At 72.4% G+C, this 17271-nt stretch carries 12 protein-coding genes; 4 read left to right on the top strand and 8 right to left on the bottom strand.

From position 1 onward, the window contains the following. Positions 1-35: 35 nt before the first annotated feature. The 7 genes from ACZ60J_RS06405 to ACZ60J_RS06375 form a co-directional block, all read right to left on the bottom strand. Entirely contained in the window at positions 36-1469 is a 1434-nt protein-coding gene (locus tag ACZ60J_RS06405; RefSeq protein WP_469679295.1) for a carboxylesterase/lipase family protein, read from the bottom strand. After that, complete coding sequence (locus tag ACZ60J_RS06400) at positions 1466-2953, bottom strand: long-chain-fatty-acid--CoA ligase (protein ID WP_469679294.1); 1488 nt, start codon at positions 2951-2953, stop codon at positions 1466-1468. The genes ACZ60J_RS06405 and ACZ60J_RS06400 overlap by 4 nt, the downstream gene beginning before the upstream one ends. Before the next feature lie 129 nt (positions 2954-3082). Continuing rightward, positions 3083-4273 (bottom strand): PucR family transcriptional regulator, encoded by a 1191-nt coding sequence (locus ACZ60J_RS06395; RefSeq protein WP_469679293.1) that lies wholly within the window; start codon positions 4271-4273, stop codon positions 3083-3085. A 25-nt stretch (positions 4274-4298) separates the two neighbouring features. Beyond that, on the bottom strand, positions 4299-5639 hold the full coding sequence (locus tag ACZ60J_RS06390) for an MFS transporter (protein ID WP_469679292.1): 1341 nt from the start codon (positions 5637-5639) through the stop codon (positions 4299-4301). A gap of 189 nt (positions 5640-5828) precedes the next feature. Then, entirely contained in the window at positions 5829-6929 is a 1101-nt protein-coding gene (locus ACZ60J_RS06385) for a C45 family autoproteolytic acyltransferase/hydolase (RefSeq protein ID WP_469679291.1), read from the bottom strand. Beyond that, positions 6926-8557, bottom strand: a complete 1632-nt coding sequence (locus ACZ60J_RS06380) for an amidohydrolase (RefSeq protein ID WP_469679290.1) — start codon at positions 8555-8557, stop codon at positions 6926-6928. Before ACZ60J_RS06380 ends, ACZ60J_RS06385 begins: the two co-directional genes overlap by 4 nt. Positions 8558-8567: 10 nt before the next feature. Further along, entirely contained in the window at positions 8568-10022 is a 1455-nt protein-coding gene (locus tag ACZ60J_RS06375) for a purine-cytosine permease family protein (RefSeq protein WP_469679289.1), read from the bottom strand. Positions 10023-10160: 138 nt separating this feature from the next. Here ACZ60J_RS06375 and ACZ60J_RS06370 point away from each other — a divergent pair, with 138 nt between their 5' ends. The 3 genes from ACZ60J_RS06370 (at position 10161) to ACZ60J_RS06360 (ending at position 14983) form a co-directional block, all read left to right on the top strand. Continuing rightward, a complete protein-coding gene (locus ACZ60J_RS06370) occupies positions 10161-10793 on the top strand; it encodes a TetR/AcrR family transcriptional regulator (protein ID WP_469679288.1) in 633 nt (210 codons plus the stop codon). A gap of 334 nt (positions 10794-11127) precedes the next feature. Further along, complete coding sequence (locus ACZ60J_RS06365; RefSeq protein WP_469679287.1) at positions 11128-13485, top strand: cellulose binding domain-containing protein; 2358 nt, start codon at positions 11128-11130, stop codon at positions 13483-13485. A gap of 16 nt (positions 13486-13501) precedes the next feature. Continuing rightward, positions 13502-14983 carry a cellulose binding domain-containing protein gene (locus ACZ60J_RS06360; RefSeq protein ID WP_469679286.1) on the top strand — a complete coding sequence of 494 codons (1482 nt, stop codon included), beginning with the start codon at positions 13502-13504 and terminating at the stop codon, positions 14981-14983. 10 nt (positions 14984-14993) lie between these two features. Here the strand turns inward: ACZ60J_RS06360 and ACZ60J_RS06355 are convergent, their stop codons facing one another. Beyond that, positions 14994-15773, bottom strand: coding sequence for an IclR family transcriptional regulator (locus ACZ60J_RS06355; protein WP_469679285.1), 780 nt, complete (start codon positions 15771-15773; stop codon positions 14994-14996). Positions 15774-15892: 119 nt separating this feature from the next. Here ACZ60J_RS06355 and ACZ60J_RS06350 point away from each other — a divergent pair, with 119 nt between their 5' ends. Then, entirely contained in the window at positions 15893-17245 is a 1353-nt protein-coding gene (locus ACZ60J_RS06350) for a sugar ABC transporter substrate-binding protein (protein WP_469679284.1), read from the top strand. Positions 17246-17271: the final 26 nt, after the last annotated feature.

Below are 17271 nucleotides of genomic sequence, written 5' to 3'. Positions count from 1 at the left end.
ACGTGCCGGACTACGGCGGGGCGTCCCCGCCGCCCTCACCTCCAGAGGAGCCGCTCCCGCTCGCGGGGTGCGAGGACGACCCGGGCGCCCTCGGCCCCGTAGGTCATGACGGGCCGCTCGGCGTTCCACTCCGTCCAGCCGGGACCGTCGCCGTGCGCGAAGGCGACCCATGCGCCGTGCATGGACCGGGCCAGGTGGCGCGGCGCCGCCGGCCCCGCGAGGAGCAGGCTGTCCGGGGTGTCGAGGGTGTCGAAGACGAAGCCGATCTCCAGCGCGTGGCAGGCGCGCAGATCGTGGAGCGGCGAGGGCCAGGCGAACTCGTAGACCCAGGTCCGGCCGGGCCGGCCGCTGCGCGCGTCCGCGAGGCGGTTGAGGGGGACGCGCAGCAGTTTGTCGGTGACCATGGCGCCGAGGATCTCGCCCGGCGGGGCCTCGGGCCTCGACGCGCGGTACACGCCCGGTGCCCTCCAGGGCGCCCGGTCCTTGAGGACCGCGGCCCACAGGGTCGCGGTGCCGATGCGCTCGACGAGGCCGCCGGGCACGAACCAGAGCCGGTACTCGTCGGTGTTGCCGCCCATCAGGACGTCGATGCCGTCGCAGGCGCCCGCGGCGAGAGCGGTGGCGGGGTCCACGGGCAGGACGTCGCCGTCGACGACGAGGTGGAAGCCGGGGCCGCCGGTCAGCGGCGTGCCGCCCGCGGTGGCGGAGCGCTGTGCGGCCAGCAGCCGGTCACGGCCGACTCGGGCGAAGGCGGCGGCCGTGCCCGGGACGCCGAGGCGTTCGGCGATGGCGCTCGTGGTGCGGGCGGCCCGGGCCGGGTCGACGGCCGAGGGCGCCCCGCTCTGCAGGACCGCCCGCCGGAAGAGGCCCTCGGCGTGCGGGCTCGCGAGGAGGGCGGCGATGCTGACGGCGCCCGCGGACTCGCCGAAGACGGTGACGTTGCCGGGGTCGCCGCCGAAGGAGCGGATGTTGTCGCGGACCCAGGCGAGCGCCGCGATCTGGTCCCGGAGACCGAGGTTGGCCGGGGCGTCCGGGAAGACGCCGAACCCCTCGATGCCGAGCCGGTAGTTGACCGAGACGAGCACGACCCCGTCGCGGGCGAAGGCCCGCCCGTCGTAGCCGGGCACGGCCGAACTGCCGTTGCGCAGGGCGCCGCCGTGGATCCACACCATCACGGGGCGGGCGCCGTCATCGGGCGCGGCCGTCCAGACGTTGAGGTTCAGGCAGGCGTCGCCGGGGACCTCCGGGTCGGGCAGGAGCGCGTCCAGGGGCGGGGCGTACGGGTTCTTGGGCGCGGTCGGACCGAAGGCGGTGGCCTCCAGGACACCCTCCCAGGCCGGTACGGGCGCCGGCGGCGCGAACCGCAGCGGGCCCACGGGCGCGGCGGCGTACGGGATCCCGCGGAAGACGGCGATGCCGTCCTCGACCCTGCCGCGGACCGGACCGCACCCCGTCTCGACGACGCTCATGCGCAGGCCGCCTTCAGCTCGCGCTTGAGGACCTTGCCGCTCGGGCCGAGCGGCAGCTCGTCGAACAGGCGCACCACGCGCGGGTACTTGTGCTTGCCCAGGTGTTCGCGCGCCCAGTCGACGATCTCCTGCGGGGTGTCGGCGGCGCCCGGGCGCAGGACGACGGCGGCGCAGATCTCCTCGCCCCTCGTCTCGTCCGGCAGGCCGAGGACGCTGACCTGGGCCACGGAGGGGTGGCGGGCCAAGGTCTCCTCGACCTCGCGGGGGTAGACGTTGAAGCCGCCGCGGATGATGAGGTCCTTCTTGCGGTCGACGATGGTCAGGAATCCGTCGGCGTCGTGCACACCGATGTCCCCGGTGCGGAACCAGCCGTCGACGACGGCGGCCGCGGTCGCCTCCGGGTCGTCGAGGTACCCGGCGAAGACGTTGTGGCCGCGCAGTACGACCTCGCCCACCTTCCCGGTGGGGAACAGCACGATCCGGTCCTCGGTGTCCGGGTCGGCGACGGCGGCCTCGACCCCCCAGACGGGGTGTCCGACGGTGCCGGGCCGGCGACCGGTCGCGGGGTGGTTGAACAGTGCGGCGGGCGAGGTCTCGGTCAGTCCGTAGCCCTCCAGCACGACCGTGCCGAGGGCGGCCTCGAAGCGTTCGAGCAGCGCCGCGGGCAGGGCGGCCCCGCCGGACACGGCCATCCGGAGGCTGCGGGGAGGCGCGGCTCCGCGCTCGACCGCCTCGGTCAGGGCGTGGTACATCGTCGGAACACCCATGAAGACGCTGACCCGTTCGCGGATCATGAGGACGAGCGCGTCGGGGCCGGCGAAGCGCTCGCACAGCACGAGGGCGGAGCCGGCGCGCAGGGCGGCGTTCATGGCGCAGGACTGGCCGAAGCTGTGGAAGAGCGGCAGACAGCCGAGGACCACGTCCTCGGGGGTCAGCGCGAACAGGTCCTGGGCGCAGACGGACGCGTTCAGCACCAGGTTGGCGTGCGTGAGGAGAGCGCCCTTGGGCCTGCCGGTGGTCCCGCTGGTGTAGAGGATCACGGCGGTGTCCTGGGCCGCGCGGGGTACGGCCCGCTCCAGCGGTTCGCCGTCGGTGCTCACGCGCAGGACGTCGGCGCCGGCGCCGGCCGCCGCGGCCTCGGCGACGGCCGCGAGGGGACCGGGGGCGGTGACCACCGTGCGGCATCCGCTGTGCCGCAGTACGTAGGCCACCTCGTCGGCGACGAGCAGGCCGTGCACCGGGACGACCGTGCCGCCCGCCGCGAGGACGGCGTAGTAGGCGCGCGGGAAGTCGGCGGTGTTGGGCAGGAGCAGGGCGACCCGGTCCCCGGGGCCGACGCCGTGGTCGCGCAAGCGGGCCGCGAAGCGCAGGACGTCGAGCCACAGGGCGCGGTAGGAGACGCGGACCCCGCCGTCGACGACCGCGGTCCGGTCGGGATGGCGGACGGCGGATTCCTTGAGGATGGTGGCGACGCTCAACTGCACGGCTGCTCCCTTGCACGTACGGACGGGGGTGTCCGACGGCCTCAGCTTCCGGCACCCCGCGGTCGCTGAGCCATGTGCAAGGGCCCAAGGTCGCCGTGCCCGCGGTGGGCAGCGGCACGGGTCCGCCCCTCAGTGCTCCAGTTCGAGGGCGCGCAGGGCGAGCGCCCAACCCAGCCGGGCCTCACCGGAGTCGGCCGGCCAGCACGTCAGCTCGGCGACCCGGCTGATGCGGTTGAGGATCGTGTTGCGGTGGCAGAACAGCCGGGTCGCGGCACTGGATGCCGAGCAACCCGAGTCGAGCCACACCCGCAGGGTCTCCAGCAGCACCGGCCGCTCGGGGCCGCTGCGCAGCACCGCAGCGAGGTAGCGGACCGCCAGTCGGTCGGCGATCTCGGGCTCCGCGCCGAGGGCCGCGTGCACCAGGCGCTCGTCGAGGGAGGCTACTTCGCCGCTCCCGGGAGGGAGGGTGTCCAGGGCGCGCCGGGCGAGCCGGAACCCCTGCGCGGCGGCCGCCAGTTCCTCGAAGGGCGGCGATATCCCGGCACGGCAGACGGCCTGGCCGCGCAGGACGCCGGCGAGCAGACCGGGGTCGCCGGCCTGGCCCTTGACCCGGACCAGCCCTGCGACGGTCTCGGCGCGGGGCCGCCAGAACGACCAGGTGCCGAGGGCTTCGAGCGCGGGTCCGGGGTCGGGCGGGGAAGCCGGGTCCTGGGCGTCCTGGGCGATGACGACCGCGACGTACCGGCCCTGCCTCGGCACGCCGAGGGCGGCGGCCGCTGCGCCGGCCACGGCCGGATCGCTGCCCCGGCCGTCCAGGAGGGCCTCGAAGAGGGCTCCGCGCCGGGAGGACTCGCGGTGCTGGAGTTCGAGGGTGCGCAGCCGGTAGGCGTCCGCGACCGCCGAGGAGAACCGGTCGATGGTCTCCCACACGGCGCCGGCCATGTCTCCCACGAGGTGCTGCTGGTCGGGCGAGCGGTCGCGCATCCAGTCGGCCATCGCCTGCCACAGGACCCGCCCGCCGCGCCGGTACGCCTGCAGGACCGTGGCCAGCGGCATGCCCTGCTCGGCGCGCAGTCGGCCGTTCTCGGCGGCCGCGGCTTCGAAGCCGCGCTCGGCTGCGGGCATCCCGGCGAACTCGAGCAGCGCCAGCTCCATGTTGCCGCGCAGGGCGAGCCGCAGGTCCTCGCGCGTGACCGGGCTGCCGCTGGCGTACCGCGGACTGTGGGCGCAGATGTCGGCCACCAGGCTGTCGATGAGCCGGTCGATGTCGGCGACCAGCGTCTGTGACAGCTCGCGGCGCAGCGCCAGCTCCTCGTTCATGCCCGAAGGATAAGCGGCCGCTTTGTCAGTCGGCGGCGATCACGGGCACCCGGGCGGCCTGGGCCCGCTCCCCGTCCCCGTTCTCACGGGCGACGGTCCGCTTGAGGAGGCCGGCCAGGGCGATCCCCGCCAGGCCCGCGGCGACCACGAAGAAGAACGGGGCGCGGTCGCTCCCGGTGCGGCCCTCGATCAGGCCGAACAGCATCGGCCCGAAGAAGCCGCCGAGCAGGCCCACGGTGTTGATGAAGGCCAAGCCCGCGGCGGCCATCAGACCGGACATCCGCGACATCGCCACGGACCAGAACAGGGGCAGGGTGCCGGTCAGGAAGAAGTTCCCGGCGAAGAGCAGCGCGTAGCGGGCCACCACCGAGTCGGTCAGCAGGTAGGCGCCCATGACGGCGGTGGCGCCGACGGCGCACAGCACGATCAGTCCGGTGTCCTTGCCGGTACGGCCGTGCAGCCAGGGAAAGAACAGGACACCGGCGAGGATCGCCACGCCCATGCTGCCGGTGACCAGCCCGATCGCGAAGGGACCCTTGACGCCCAGCCCTCCCACGATGGACGGCAGGTTGAACCCGATGGCGGACCCGACGATCTGGTTCAGGAAGTACGTGCCGGCGAGCAGCAGCACCACCGGGCGCCCGAAGGCACGCCCGAGGTTTCCGCGCAGCCGGTGCGGCGAGGGTTCGCCGTTCCCGGCGGCGCCCTCCGACAGGGCGTCGGCCTCCTGCGCCGTGAGCCAGCGGGCGTCCTGCGGGCGGCTGGGGAGGGCGCACCAGACCAGGACTCCGACGCCGACCGTGACCAGGCCCTCGACCAGGAACATCCACTGCCATCCGTGGATCCCGGCCACCCCGTCGAGGGTCATGAGGCCTCCACCGGCCGGGGCGCCCAGGATCGTCGCGGCGGCCGGTGCGGTGTACACGAGGCCGACGACGGTGACGCGGTGCCGCTGGGAGAACCAGAGGGTGACCGTGTACATGAGGGCCGGGTACAGCCCGGCCTCGGCGGCGCCGAGGGCGAACCGCAGCACGTAGAAGGAGGTCTCTCCCTGCACGAACATCATCGCGGCCGAGACCAGGCCCCAGGTGACCGCGATCCGCGCTATCCAGGCGCGGGCCCCGATCCGGTAGAGCAGCAGGTTGCTCGGGATCTCCAGGAGCGCGTAGCTGACGAAGAAGACACCCGCGCCGAGCCCGTACGCGGCGGCGCCGATGCCGAGGTCGGCCTCCAGCTGGCTCTTGGCCAGCGCCACGTTCGTCCGGTCCACGTACGACATGAAGTACGCGAGCCCGAGCAGCGGCAGCAGCCGGCGCATCGCCTTGCGCGTCGCGATCGCGTGGACCGCTTCGGGGGGAGTGAGCATGGGAGTCCTTCCCGCGGGCGCGGGTGCGCACGGCAGGCCGTCGTGGAAGTCGGAGCCGTCCGCACCCCGCCGCCCGGCGGTCGCGGGTGCTCCGCTCGTGGACGTTCAGCTTCGAGGACGGCCGCGCACCCGGGCCATGTGCACGTGCCCACCATGAGCCCCCGGCGGATGGGCACGGGCACCCGGCCGTCAGGCCCGCAGGGTGAGCCAAGGGCGGCTCGCGTGTTCGGCGGGAGTGCCGTCGAGTACCCGTGCCGTGCGGGTGGCGGGGTCGAGTACGACGGTGGCCAGACTTGCCCAACGGTGCCCCGACGGGGCGTTCATGTCGGGGATGCAGGTCAGCGGGGGTTCCCCCGGACCGGTGATCAGCCGCTCGACCAGGTCCTCGGCCCGCTCCACGGGGGCCCGCTCGATGCGGTCGCGGAGGAACGCGTAGCGCTCACCGGAATCGGGCTGGTAGAGGGAGTTCTTCTCGTGCGCGGCCGGGACGGCGGTGAGGAAGTGGTTGGTGCGCAGGTGCGTTCCGGGGGCCGCTTCGGGAACCTCGAAGACGCCCACCGGGCTGAGGTCGAGGAGCAGGACGTCGTCCCGGTCGAAGAGGGCGAAGGATCCGGACGAGGTGAGCGGGGCGTCGCGCAGGATCTCCCGGGCGTGCTCGGTGCTGCTCGCCTCTTCGAGGACGGCGGCGGCGAGGACGTGCACCGGTACGCCGCCGGCGCGGTCGTCCCGGTGTCCGAGGATGTTGAAGTGCAGGGCGAGTCCGGCGCTGTTGACGCCGATCTTGGCGAGGATGCCGTGCTCGGTGATGCCGGTGTACCGGTACGTCGCGCCGGTACTGGCGACCGTGTGCCAGGAGGAGCTGAGCTCGACGTGCCAGTCCCAGGTCTGCACGCCGACCGGGGCGGTGGCGCCGCCGGGACCCGGCAGGCGCCGTACGACGGTCGAGCACTCGCCGGGCGGGACGGTGCGGCTGCGGGCGAGGATCTCGGTGCGGGCGTTGAGGGCGGCGATCTGCCAGGGCTCGACGCGGGCCGCGTCGGCGATGCCTTCGATCTGTTCGCGCAGCGCCGGCCGGAAGGAGTCGACGGCGTCGAGCGCGAGCTGCGCGTCGGAGCGGACCGTGGCGGGCCGGATGCCGGCGAGCGCGAAGAGGCGGTCGTAGGCGTCGAGCGCGCCGTGCAGGCCGTCGGCGAGCTGCCGGCCCCGGGACCGGCCGCGGGCCCGCGGGTCGGCGGCGTCGGCGGTCACGTGGAGGCGTTGTGCGGGGCGGGGGTACGGGGCAGTGGTCACGAGGCGCACTCCTGGGGGGTGTGGTGGAGGACGGAACCGTCGACGACGGTGGCGAGGACGGGGTTGTCGGCCTGTTGCTTGGGGCCCAGGTCGAGGGGGTTGCGGGCGAACACCGTGAGGTCGGCCAGGTAGCCCGGGGCGATCCGGCCGAGCCGGTCGGAGGAGCCCGCGGCGATGGCGGGGGAGCGGGTCATCCCGGCGTAGGCCTCCCGGGCGCTGATCCGCTGGCCGGGCTGGACCGGGGCGGTCGCCGGCTCGTCCACGGGGCGTCGCAGCTGGGCGTCGGCGAGCGCGGTCCGGGGGTCGCCGATCCCGATGGGCCAGTCGGATCCGAGGGCGACGACGGCACCGTGGTCGAGCAGGTCACGGGTGCGCCAGCCGTGGGCGGCACGCTCCGGGCCGATCCGGTGGGACCAGTTGTCGCTCCGGTCCGCCCTGGTCATCCGGGTCGCGTGGACGGGCTGGAGACCCGCGACGACGCCGAGGGCCGCGAAGCGGGGGAGGAGGTCGTCGGGGATCGACTCGATGTGCTCGATCCGGTGGGGGGCGGACGCGGCGTGGCCGGTCTCCTCGATCACGTCGAGGGCGGTGCGGACCGCCTGGTCGCCGATGGCGTGCGTGGCGGTGGGAACGTCGTGCTCGGTGAAGAAGCGGACGGCCTCGCGGTAGCCCTGCACGTCCTTCCACAGCGGCAGGCGGTTCTGTCCGAAGACGTCGGGGTGCTCGAACCAGGCGGAGCCGTTGTCGGCGGTGCCGTCCAGCATGAACTTGGCGCCCGAGACGTGCCAGCGGCGGCCGGCGAGCCGCTGCTGGGCGACCACGGCCTCCCAGTCCTCCCGCGTGGAGTCGGCCGGTACGAGAGGTGAGCAGCGCACGCGCACGGGCAGGTCTCCCGCCCGCTCGATCGCGCGGTAGACCTCCTCGGAGGGCGAGGCGAAGTCCAGGGCGTGCAGCCCCGTGAGCCCGGTCGCGGCGAACGTGCGCAGCCGCTCGGTGACGTGCCGGACGGCATCGGCCGGCGGCACGGCGGGGTAGTGGGCGAACACGAGGTCCATGGCCTGGAGCTCGAGGACGAAGCCGGTGGGCCGGCCGTCCGGGCCGACGACGATCCGCGAGGCGTCGTCGAAGGTCTCCGTACCGGTCAGGCCGACCCGGTCGATCACGGCCGGGCTGACCACCAGGGAGTGCGCGTCGCGGGTCATGAGCGAGATCGGCACCCCCGGAAAGAGGTCCTCCAGCGGCTGCCCGGTGGGCTCCCCGTCGAAGACGTTGACGTCGAGGTCGAAGCCGGTCACCCAGCCGGGGCCGCCGTCCTGCTCCGCGAGACGGCCGGCGATCCGTGCGGAGACCTCGTCGAGGGTGCGCGCTCCGCCGAGGTCCAGGCCGGTGCCGACCTCGATCGATCCCCACACCGGGTGGGCGTGGGAATCGGTCAGGCCCGGGACCAGGGTGGCTCCGGGGAAGTCGAGCACCCGGGTGGCGGCGCCCGCCCACTCGCCCAGGAGGTCCTCGCCGCCGACGGCGACGATCCTGCCGTCCTGGACGGCCACCACGGTGGCGGTGCTCCGGTCGGGTGCGGGGTCGAAGTTCTCGACCCGTGCGGCGCGCACGATGAGGTCGGCGTTCATGGTCGGTCCTTCAGTGCTGGACGGTCGTGGGAGGGAGGGTGCCGAAGGCGCGCGTCAGGGCCCCGTACAGGACCGCCGAGCCGAGGACGCCGACGGGCACGGCGAGGTTGAGGCCGCCCATCGCCGAGGAGACGGGCCCGGACCAGGACGTGGAGCCGGCGCAGAGCGTCGCCGCGCCGATGCCGGTCAGGGTGGCGAGCACGCCGGGCCAGTTGACGCCGCCGCGGTACCAGAAGGGGCTGGTGCGGCTCTCGTCGTGGAGCTGGTGTCCGTCGTAGCGGTTGCGCCGCAGGACGATGTCGGTGGCGTAGACGGCCATGCAGGGACCGGTGATCACCACGACCAGCTCCATCATCGTGTTGACGGCGGCGAGGAAATCGAAGACCAGCAGGGCGAACAGGGTCATGACGGTGCCCATGACCCCGATGACCAGCACGGCGATCGTGCGGGGCAGGCGTACGCCGATCGACTGCATCGAGAGGCCGGAGCTGTAGGCGGTGATCCCGTTGTTCGCGACGGTGTTCACCACCACGGCGGCGACGAAGGCGGGCACGAACCACGGCGGCATGATGCTCTCCAGCGCGGTCTGCGGATCGCTCATGTCGAGCGCGGTGGCGGCGAGGGCCCCGACCGCCGTGAAGGCCACGCTCGGCAGGAAGGCGCCGGCCGCCGTCCACAGGGTGATGGCCCGGCCGCTGGTGTGCTGCGGGAGGTAGCGGGCGAGGTCGGGGCTGTTGGCGTACGACAGCGGCGCGGACGCGACGATGGTGAGTCCGGAGGCCAGGACGACGAGGTGCCGCATCCCGGTGAGCGGTTCGGCCGGCGCGTACGACCAGTCCGCGTGCGCCAGGACCATCGCGCTCAGGGCGAGGAACACCAGCGTGAGCAGGACCGTGAGCACGCCGTACAGCCGGACGATCGTCGCGTGCCCGAATATGGCGATGAGGATGGTGATGCCGGCGATCAGGCAGACCACCGCGGCGTCCAGGGCCGCGGACCGCGGCAGGCCGAGCCGGGCCGCCAGGCCGAGACCGGCGGTGGAGGCCGCCGACCAGTTCAGCGCGAGGTAGAGCGAGGCGATCAGCCAGCCGGTGAGGGCCACCACGACCTTGTTGCCCACGACCCCGTACATGGCGCGGGAGATCACGGAACCGGAGGTGCCCGCGGCGGGGCCGCTGACGGCGATGAAGCCGGTCAGGAGCCAGAAGGCGTTCCCGGCGACGATGACGGCCATCGCCTCGGCCAGCGACATCCCCATCAGGACCAGGGTTCCGCCCACCACGAAGCTGAGGTAGCTCACGTTCGGGGCGGCCCAGAGGGAGAACAGTTCGCGTGGCGCGCCGTGGCGCTCCGCGGCGGGTACGACGTCGATGCCCCGGCTCTCGACCGAGCCGGCCCGGTCGCGGCCGGGAGCGGGTGCGGGTGCAGGTGCGGACGTGTCGGTGCCTTGTGGGGAACGCTGCATGAGTGGCCCTTCGAGGAGGCGAGGAGACGGCACTGCCCTCGCACCGAGGCGTCCGGGAGGGTAGGGGCCGCAGGCGACCCAGCTTATTGGTGTCGTCACCAATAAGCTGTTGGTGCGCCATCCAATAGGCTGTTCCGCATGACGTCAACCCCCCGCCCCGCCCGGACGCGCAAGACCGCGGAGGAGAGGCGGACGGAGATCCTCCGGACCGCCGCCCGCCTCGCGCTGGAGCGGGGACTGGAACGCGTGACCATGCAGCTCGTGGCCGACGAGCTCGGGGTGCGGCCCGGTCTGATCAGCCACTACTTCCCGACCGTCGACGATCTGCTGTGCGAGGCGTTCGTCCGGGCGGTCACCCGCGAACGCGATGCCCTGCTGCCGGAGGAGGAGGCCGCGCTCCCGCCGACGCGGAGGCTGAGCCGCCTCCTGCACCGTCTCGGCGGGGAGGAATTCACCGACCTCGGCCGGCTCTGGCTCAACGCCCGCCACCTCGCCCGCTACCGGCCGAACCTGCAGCGTGCCGTTGCCGGCCAGGAGGCGGTCATGCGCGATGCGCTGACCGCGGTGATCGAGGACGGCGTGCGCGGCGGCGAGTTCGCCACCGGCGATGCCCTGGGGGCCTGTGTGGTCATCCTCGTCGCGATCGACGGGCTCGGCTCCTACGCGAACGACGAACCGCCGTTCACCCATCCGGCCCTCGACACGCTGGTGTTCACCACGGCCGAGCGCGAACTCGGCCTCCGGGCAGGTGCGTTGCGCGAGGCCGGCTGAGGCGTTCGCCGGCCGGCGGGGTTTGGGCCGGGCCGGCCTCTCGGCGTCTCCGGGGCGGTGTGGCCGCGGTGCGGGGGAGCGTGGGTCGGGGTGACGGGCAGACTGCCCGCCTCGGGATCCTTCCAGGGCGTTGACGATCCTGCGATCGTAAGGAAAGTTTCCTAACGGCATGGAATTAGTACCAGCCCCCGTGACCCGCTACAAGACTCCTGCCATCAATCCACATATGTGGACTCGGAATTGATCCTGAGACGGCCATTGACCGAGTGGACGTCTGCCAGCACGATGTACCGCGGCTGCCTCCCCAACTCCCCCCACCACCGCAGGAGGAACGTTGTCCGCACGATGGAGAACCGCCGCCGCATGCGGCGGCGCCACGGCCCTGCTCATGGCCTCCGGCGCCGTCCTGGGCTCCCTGGACGGCGGCGCGCACGCCGCTGCCGCGACCGCCTCCGCCGCTGTGACCAGCGGCCTCGACCTGTCCCAGAACAACCGGCGCACGCCGGTCAACGGCCTCTACGACTGGTCGAAGGCCGGGTACCGGGGCGGCGCCGACCTACCCGGCCCCGCCCAGACGAACCCCGACGCGGCCTGCCAGATCACCCCCACGGAACTGGCCGGCTTCGGAGTCACACCGAACGACGGAGCCGACGATTCGGCCGGACTCCAGGCGGCGATCGACCAGATCCGCACCACCTGCTCGCCCGGCGCCGGCCACAGCAAGCTGTCGCTGATCACCTTCCCCGCCGGCGTCCTCGACGTGAGCCGGCAGATAGCGGTCGACGCCGACTACCTCACCCTGCGGGGGGCGGGCAGCGGCGTCGGCGGCACCCGGTTCGTGTTCCGGCCCGACGCCAACACCCGCTACGACGCGCTCACTCCGGACGGCTCGGACTGGGACGAGGACGGCATGACCGCCGGCTCGGCCAAGGGCGGCTGGATCTGGCCGGGCCGCGGACTGTTCCGCGTCCAGTCGCGCGGCGTGCACTCCGCCTACGCATCCGAGTACGCGGCGGCCCCCGCCAACCGCAAGGACCTCTTCGAGGGCACCGTCAACGTCCACTGGAAGGCAGGGCTCAAGCTCCGAGACAAGGCGGGCGACACCGGCTTCGCCGCCCGTGCCGGGGACAAGGTCGTGCACCTGGCCTCCTCCGGGGCGCTCGGCGCCTTCCAGCCGGGCGGACTGGTCAACATCCGGGCCGCAAACACGCTGAAGTTCTACGCCCAGCAGGACGTCCAGCCCGCCGACGGCACGCTCCTGAACATGCACATGCGCCAGCAGATCTTCACCATCGCGGCCGTCGACACCGCCAACCGCACGCTGACCCTGGACAAGCCGCTGGAGTTCGACGTCCCCGTCAGCTCCACCTCGGACGGCTCGGCGCCGATCGCCGGTGCGGTCTACGACTCCAAGGCCGCGCCGCTCGTCGACCCGGTCCTCGGTGTCGGGTTCGAGGACTTCGCGCTCACCCAGCAGATCCCCGGACTCGACGCGGCGGACGCGAAGTTCAACTACGGCAACATGGCGCCGGCCGAGGAGATGCACGGCATCGTCTTCAAATGGGCCGCCGACTCCTGGGTCCGTGGCATCAGGACGGAGATGACCGGCTCGCACCCGATCGTCACCGAGGAGGCGTACCACCTGCAGATCGTCGACAGCCGGCTCGACGGGTCGTGGAACAAGGGCAAGGGCGGCAACGGGTACTTCCGTGGCTCGCGCGTCTGGGACTCCCTCTACGCGGGCAACACCTCCCGCAACCTGCGCCACTTCACCTTCCAGTGGTCGGCTTCCGGGAACGTGGTCATCGGAAACGACTTCGACTCGGACCTGAACCTGCACGGCGGCTGGGAGCGCAACAACCTCTTCGAGAACAACACGGTGACCGTGCCCTTCGACCACCGCTCCGGCAACTGCCGTGCGAACTGCGGGGAGGAGGGCGGCGGCGGCCCCGACGCCTCCACCTGGTACCCGATCTGGTGGGGCGCGGGCAAGAAGGCGGTGAAGTGGTCCGGCTCCAGCGGGCCGCGCAACGTCTTCTTCAACAACACCATGAGCAAGCAGGCCGCCGCGGGCGCCGGTTACACCCCCTACTACTCCGACACCGGCCGGGTCTACCAGTTCGGCTGGAGCGGCACGGCCTGGAAGCATCTCGACCAGGGCGGTACGGCGATCCCCGACTGGGCGGGCCGCGAACGGCTGGACTACACGGGCGGCCACGGCGTGGACGCCACCAGGACGGACGCCGGGGCCTCGCTCTTCCTGAAGTCCCTGACGGGCGGCCAGACACCAACACCGACTCCCACACCTACGCCGACGCCGACCCCCACGCCGACACCCACACCTACGCCCACCTCCACCCCCACGCCGACCTCCTCGCCAACCATTCCGCCGGCGGGCTGCCTGAGCGTACGGACCGTCCGGACCAGTGCCTGGAGCAGCGGCTACGGGATGGACGTGTTCGTGAAGAACGACTGCACCACCGCGGTCTCGGGCTGGAAGGTCGAGTTCACCCTGCCCTCCGGCACCGGCGTGTCCAGCCACTGGTCGGCGAACAAGACGCAGAACGGCCAGCGGTTCGGCTTCACCAACGTGGCCTGGAACGGAGCCGTCGCCGCAGGCCAGGAGAAGGGCTTCGGCTTCAACGCGACCGGGCTCGGCCTCCCCGACCAACTCACCGTCGTCCGCCAGTAGGAAGCGAGCCGCACACATGCGCAGAGCGATACCGGGAGCCGTCGTGGCGACCGTCGCCGGTCTGGTGGCGGCGGGGACCCTGACCCTGCCCGCACAGGCCGCCGCACCCAGCCTCACCGCCCGCATCGCGCAGACCAGCGTCTGGGACTCGGGCTACGGAGCCGACGTGGCCGTGACGAACGGCGGAGACGCCGCCGCCGGCGGCTGGCAGGTCGAGTTCGACCTGCCAGCGGGGACCACGGTCAGCAGCCACTGGTCGGCGAACAAGACCCAGAGCGGCCAGCACTTCACCTTCACCAACGTCAACTGGAACGGGGAAGTCCCGCCGGGCGGCTCGAAGGGCTTCGGCTTCAACGCCGCCGGCCTCGGACTGCCGCTCAACTGCAAGATCAACGGTGCGCCGTGCGCTGGCGGCCCGGGAACCCCGACTCCCACGCCGACTCCGACTCCCACACCGACGTCGAGCCCCACACCGACACCGACACCGACTCCCACACCCACCCCCACGCCGACCCTCCCGCCCGGCCCCGTGGTCGACGTCGGCACCTCCGCCGAACTCCGCAGCGCGCTGGCCGCGGCGGCACCCGGCCAGACCATCCGGATGGCGGCCGGCGAGTACCGGGGGTCCTTCGTCACCGAGCGGGCCGGTACCGCGGCCGCGCCGATCACCCTGACCGGGCCGCGTACCGCCGTCCTCGTCAACGACGGTCCCTCGGGCGAGGCCCCGTCCTGCCCCGTGCCCACGACGGGCTGGGACTCCGGCTACGGGCTGTGGCTGTACGGGGCGCCGTACTGGAACCTCACCGGCTTCACGGTGAAGGAGTCCAAGAAGGGCGTGGTGATCGACAACTCCCACCACGTCAAGGCCGACGGGCTGTACGTCCACCACGTCGACGAGGAAGGGGTGCACTTCAGGCGGTCTTCTGCCGACGGTGTGATCCGCAACTCCGTCGTCGAGTACACCGGTCTGGTCCAGCCCGGCTACGGCGAGGGCGTCTACCTCGGCTCGGCGGGCTCCAACTGGGGCTGCCACGGCAACTCCGGCGGGGTGGACCGCTCCGACCGGGTGCTCGTGGAGAACAACCGGATCGGCCCCTACGTGGCCGCCGAGGCCATCGACATCAAGGAGGGGACCTTCGCCGGGACCATCCGGGGCAACACCTTCGACGGCCGGGGGATCACGGGGCAGAACTCCGCCGACTCCTGGGTCGACGTCAAGGGCGTCGACTACGTGATCGAGGGCAACAGGGGAACCTTCGCCCCGCCGGGCACCTTCGCCAACGGCTACGAGACGCACAACCCCTCCACCACGCCGGCCTTCCCCAACGGCTGCGGCACGGTGTGGCGGAACAACACGTCGGACCTCGGCGGCGTCGGCGCCTACGCCGTCAAGGTCACCTCGGTGTCGAAGTGTTCCGCCCGGCCCAACGTCGTCCATTCCTCCAACACCGTCACGGGAGCGACGGCCGGCCTGACCAACGTCCCCGTCGTCCCGTGAAGGTGACGGATCATCTGATGCCGTGACGGCGCAGCGTGTTCGCGAGGGCCGTGGCATGCGCCACGACCGCCCTCGCGACGCGTGCGGTCTCCAGCTCGGTCGCGGCCGCCACCGGCATGGAGCAGCTGATGGCGTCCGTGGCGGGGATCCGGTAGTGCACCGGCGCGGACAGGCAGGCCACCCCCGTGGTGCCCTGCTCCCGTTCCAGGGCCCAGCCCCGGTCCCGTACCCGGGCCAGCTCGGCGTACAGCTCGGCGCGGTCGGTGACCGTGTTCGGGGTGAAGGCCTCCAGGTGCTCCGGCAGGACCGAATCCACCTCCCCGGTGGTGAGGTCGGCGAGCAACGCCTGTCCCAGCGCGGTCAGATGGGCGGGCAGCCGGCGACCGACCCGGGAGATGGCGCGGACGTTGTCGCGTGCCTCGCGGCTGGCGAGGTAGAGGACGTACGCGTCGTCCCGGCGGGCGAAGTGGACGGTGTAGCCCGTCTCCTCGCGGAGGTCCTCCATGACCGCGTGCGCGTACGGCAGGGCGGGGTCCCGGTCGAGGTAGGCGGTGCCGGACAGCAGGGCGTGCGGGCCGACGCCGAAGGCGGAACCGCTGTCGTCCGCCTCCACCCACTTGAGCTCGCGCAGGGTCCGCACGAGGGCGTGCAGGCTGCTGCGCGGGTACCCGAGGCGGTCCTGGAGCTCGGACACCGTGAGCTTCTCCGGGGAGGAGGCAAGTGCCTCCAGGATGCGCACGGTTCGCTCGGCGGACTTGACCGTCGCGACGTCCGGCGTGGCTTCGGGCATGTACATCCTCCAAGTTCCGCACGGCTGTTGACCGGCATGGTAGCGGACGCTTACTTTCCCTTGCAGAGCAGCCACATTCTCAGATCCTGTCCACATATCTAGACGAGGGTCCACCTCTCATGAATCGCACGGATCGCAGAACAGCACCCACCGTCCTGGCCGCCTCTCTGGCCGCCGTACTCGCCCTCGGGACCCTCGCCGGCTGCGGTGCGGACGACGGGTCCGACAGCGCCGGAGGGGACGACAAGGCCCCCCTGGAGATCTGGGTCCGCAAGCCCCCCGGCTCGCCCACCGAGAAGACCCACCAGGACCTCGCCGCCGCCTTCACCAAGGCCACCGGAGTCGAGGCCAAGGTCACCGCCCTGTTCGACGACTTCGAGACCAAGCTCCAGCAGGCCGCCGCCCAGAAGGACCTGCCGGACCTGATCGTCAACGACACCGCCCAGCTCGGCACCCTCGTCAAACAAGGCCTGGTCCGCGAGGTCAGGCAGTCCGAGGTGGCGGGCGCCGACCAGCTGATCCCCAGCTCCTGGGAAGCCGCCCGGGCCGCCGACGGGAAGTACTACGGCGTGCCCTTCTCCGCGCAGACCTTCGCCCTCTTCGTGCGCAAGGACTGGCGCGAGAAGCTGGGCATCGCACCGCCCGCGGACTGGGACCAGCTCGACGCCCTCGCCACGGCCTTCACCACCGGGGACCCCGACGGCAACGGCAAGGCCGACACCTACGGCTACGTCATCCCCGGCACCACCAAGCGCGGCTACATGGACTGGTACTTCTCCAGCTTCCTCTGGTCGGCGGGCGGCGAGTACTTCACCGGGGAGGGCAAGAGCCTGAAGCCCGCGATCGACAGCCCCGAGGCCGTCCTGGCCGCACGCCACCTCAAGGACCAGTTCTGCGCCGACAAGAGCGTGGTGCCGGGCGCGGTCACCGCCGAGACCACCCAGGCGCACCCGCTGTTCGAGGCCGGCAAGGGCGGGATCTATCTCACCGGCCCCTACAACATGGCCCGCTTCGACAAGGCCCTGGGCAAGGACGCGTACGAGGTCCTGCCCCTGCCACCCGGCCCCGGAGGCAAGAGCGCCGTACTCGCCGAAGGCGAGAACACCTACCTGATGGCCGGTTCGAAGAACCCCAAGGGCCAGCTGAAGTACGCCGAGTTCCTCATCGGCGCCGAAGGACAGAGCGCCGGCATGGCGGGGGACACCGCCGGCAACGTGGTCCGGCTGCCCGTCAACAAGTCCGTCCAGCTGTCCGCCGTCCGCCAGGACACCCGCTGGCAGGTCTTCGACCGGGTCTACCGCGAGTCCGGCCGCTACTCGCCCGTGGTCAAGGAGTGGACCCCGTTCCGCCAGGCCTCCGCGGAAGCGCTCAACGGCATGGTCGCCGACTGCGGCTCCGACCCCGGAGCCGTGCTGGGCAAGCTCGCCGCCTCGTTCGCCGAGGAGCTGAAGAAGCAGGGGGCGGGGTCCTGACCCGGCCGACCCGGCCGACCCGCCCC

It is taken from the genome of Streptomyces sp. NPDC104226 (assembly GCF_055584085.1).
Note: the sequence above shows the minus strand (reverse complement) of the source record. Positions and strands in the feature narration are given on the sequence as shown.

Coding starts and splice junctions, on each gene's coding strand:
- ACZ60J_RS06360 (WP_469679286.1), top strand. CDS start 13,502: ATGCGCAGAGCGATACCGGGAGCCGTCGTGGCGACCGTCGCCGGTCTG.
- ACZ60J_RS06380 (WP_469679290.1), bottom strand. CDS start 8,557: ATGAACGCCGACCTCATCGTGCGCGCCGCACGGGTCGAGAACTTCGAC.
- ACZ60J_RS06375 (WP_469679289.1), bottom strand. CDS start 10,022: ATGCAGCGTTCCCCACAAGGCACCGACACGTCCGCACCTGCACCCGCA.
- ACZ60J_RS06390 (WP_469679292.1), bottom strand. CDS start 5,639: ATGCTCACTCCCCCCGAAGCGGTCCACGCGATCGCGACGCGCAAGGCG.
- ACZ60J_RS06395 (WP_469679293.1), bottom strand. CDS start 4,273: ATGAACGAGGAGCTGGCGCTGCGCCGCGAGCTGTCACAGACGCTGGTC.
- ACZ60J_RS06370 (WP_469679288.1), top strand. CDS start 10,161: ATGACGTCAACCCCCCGCCCCGCCCGGACGCGCAAGACCGCGGAGGAG.
- ACZ60J_RS06405 (WP_469679295.1), bottom strand. CDS start 1,469: ATGAGCGTCGTCGAGACGGGGTGCGGTCCGGTCCGCGGCAGGGTCGAG.
- ACZ60J_RS06350 (WP_469679284.1), top strand. CDS start 15,893: ATGAATCGCACGGATCGCAGAACAGCACCCACCGTCCTGGCCGCCTCT.
- ACZ60J_RS06355 (WP_469679285.1), bottom strand. CDS start 15,773: ATGCCCGAAGCCACGCCGGACGTCGCGACGGTCAAGTCCGCCGAGCGA.